We start from the raw sequence: 2,584 nt of genomic DNA, 5'->3' as shown, positions 1-2,584 counted from the left end.
TCATTCGGCAACTGCTCCTGCGTTGCTAAACCACAGGGATGTGGTGAATGCAGAAAACGCAGGAGCGGTTTTCTGTCTACTACACGCCATCCCTGGCGTTATCAGAGTGAAGGACGCCGTAAATACATCCCTGTAGGCTTGGCGGCAGCATCCCTGCTGCCGACACCTCAAGCCAAAAGGACGTGGCGAATGCAGAAAACGCAGGGAGCAGTTTTCTGCCACTCTAAACAACCTGTCCCGGCTTGGTATTGTCCCGTTTTAAGTTGGTAGCTCAATATTACAGTAACCAAATCAAAAAACATGACCAAACTAACCTCCGCACATGAAACGCTGGCTAAACTTTTTCGCTGGTCTTACATCGGAAAGCCATTGGTAGTGTGAACTTAATATGACTAATCTTCGGTGTGGTGTACTAGCGGCTTTAGAGCAAAACCGCTAGGTGTTTAGTTTATCGACCTAATCGTGTTGAAGCTGATTTAGCAGCGGCTTTGTTAGCCTTGGCTTTAACTGTGCTTAAATCCGGCGTTTCAGGGATAGTAATCGAAAAACCATATTTAGCATTTAAGGTATTTATTGAGGACTTATAAGCACCATCACTCCAACCCGAGCGCTGTGGATTATAAGACTCGCCAACTAACGACACCTTTTCGCCTGGAATTGGCTCAATTGCCCAGCTAGCAATTTGTGCATTGGTAAATTGACTGCCGCCTTTTAACCAATACCAAGCCGCAGGCCAGTAATGAACAACGGTATTCAGCGGTTTAGGAATAGTGGCTTTAGGCAATACTGCTTGCAAACCACGGTGCAATTCTGCTTCTACCGTGTCTATGCCTAGTTGCGCTGCACGCTGCCAAAAAGTCACGCATTCTTGTTGATCGGTGTAAACACTGCGCGTGACCAATTGTTGCGCGTCATAGCTAGCGACAGGAATCTCGATAAAGTTAAAACAATGCTCGGTGGTCCATACACGATGAATATCTTTACTCGGATAACCGATATTTTCCCACCAGGCATTCGGCCAACGTTGCGCAATGGTAATCACCGGAATGCCGACTAAATCTTGATATTGGTTTTGGCTTTTAATCGCTTCAGCAATATTGCCCGTAATTTTATTTAAGCCATTTTTAGGCGCGGCGATAACCACTTTGTCTGCGGTAATTTGGTAATCAGGTGTGGTTAACGTGTATTGCCCTGATGTAGACGCAATGCTTAATACCGGTTGTTTTAAATAGACTTTAGCACCGTTGGAGACAGCATCTGCCGCCATTCTTATCACAAACTGAGACATACCACCTTCTGGATAATAAGGCGTACAACACACATCCCATTCTTCATCAAAATAATCCATGTAACCCCGCGCATCTAACGTCGCTTCAAAATCGGCTCTAAATCTAAACACATCAGCTAAGAAATGATAGCCTTGGCTGCCTACGACTGCATTGACATAGGAACGGAAATCCGGATATTGGCTGATATTGGCACGCTCAGGACCAAAACGTAGCTTATCGTATAAGGCCGTTTCCATACCTTCCGTGTTTTCCACTAAAGGATACGCACGTTTATTCAGTTGATCGGAATTAAAACCACGAAAACCGCGTGCGCTGATTAAATCATCGCGAAATGGCGCTTCTTCTAGCGGAATCGCTAAATCCGCAGCCAGTTTGAATAAATAATTTTGTGTTTCCATTACGCGTAAACCACCCACGCCAAACACAAGGTCTGGACGACTTGGATTTAACGCAACATCATCTAAAACGCCCGCCTACTTTAGTTTCTTTTTCAAATAAACATACATTTGAATCGGGGTTATCTTTGGGTAATTTCGCTAACTGATACGCCGTATGAACACCCCCCGGCCCACCGCCAACAATCGCCACATGACAGGATAATGACGTTAATGCATACGCGCAATGTCCTGTTAATCCTAAGGCAATACCTAAGCTAATTTTCTTAATCCATGTACTCATACCAACCTCTTTGTTATTAAACATAAAATGTTTGAGGACGCTAACTCCACAGTTAGCAGTTTTAAGCATATACCAGATTGCTACTCTGTTTATACTCTGAACGGTCACATTCGGTATCTTGCGTTGCCGCAGGGTGCGCTGTGCGCACTTTTTTTCATTGATTTTTATGATGATATAAAGGTGCGCACTACGCACTCTACCTAGAAACCAAAAAAATTGACCGTTTGAAGTATAGCTGTTTTCTCTTGGCAAAAAAGAGGAAGGCTTAGCCTATGCGACAAAAAAGTTGCATAGCAACTCTTGTTGCACGGGCCTTACCATCTTCTCTATAGCGCACTTATCTAGTTTTCCTTATAAAGCTGCAACTTTTGTCGCAGCCCTATCCACGTTCTATATACCCACTAATTTTTCATAACTCAATGAAATATAAATAAAATAAATGATTTTGTCAGTTTGGCACAGTAATCGCTCTATTGTCCATGAGTTAAAACTCATTAACGCGATAAATAACTTAAACAAACTGGAGAATACGATGAATATGAAAACTAAACTGTTATCAACGGCTATTCTGTTAACCGGCTTAACCCCATTAGTCTCTCAAGCACTGACATTACCAC

The 2,584-nt window shown here is 43.2% G+C and carries 2 protein-coding genes; both read right to left on the bottom strand.

Annotation, left to right across the window (positions count from 1 at the left end):
* Positions 1 to 448: 448 nt before the first annotated feature.
* Positions 449 to 1,687: an FAD-dependent oxidoreductase gene (locus VZ94_RS20605; protein ID WP_045780675.1), complete on the bottom strand. Its 1,239-nt coding sequence runs from the start codon at positions 1,685 to 1,687 to the stop codon at positions 449 to 451.
* Positions 1,688 to 1,745: 58 nt separating this feature from the next.
* A complete protein-coding gene (locus VZ94_RS20600; protein ID WP_157844998.1) occupies positions 1,746 to 1,967 on the bottom strand; it encodes an NAD(P)-binding protein in 222 nt (73 codons plus the stop codon).
* Between the last annotated feature and the right edge of the window lie 617 nt (positions 1,968 to 2,584).

This window comes from Methylocucumis oryzae (genome assembly GCF_000963695.1).
Classification (GTDB): Bacteria; Pseudomonadota; Gammaproteobacteria; order Methylococcales; family Methylomonadaceae; genus Methylovulum; species Methylovulum oryzae.
The sequence above is the reverse complement of the archived record's forward strand: the minus strand, read 5'-3'. Positions and strand labels throughout refer to the sequence as shown.

What these genes read in the sequence shown, in the direction of transcription:
- VZ94_RS20605 (WP_045780675.1), bottom strand. Translation starts at nt 1,687, where the DNA reads ATGGAAACACAAAATTATTTATTCAAACTGGCTGCGGATTTAGCGATT.
- VZ94_RS20600 (WP_157844998.1), bottom strand. Translation starts at nt 1,967, where the DNA reads ATGAGTACATGGATTAAGAAAATTAGCTTAGGTATTGCCTTAGGATTA.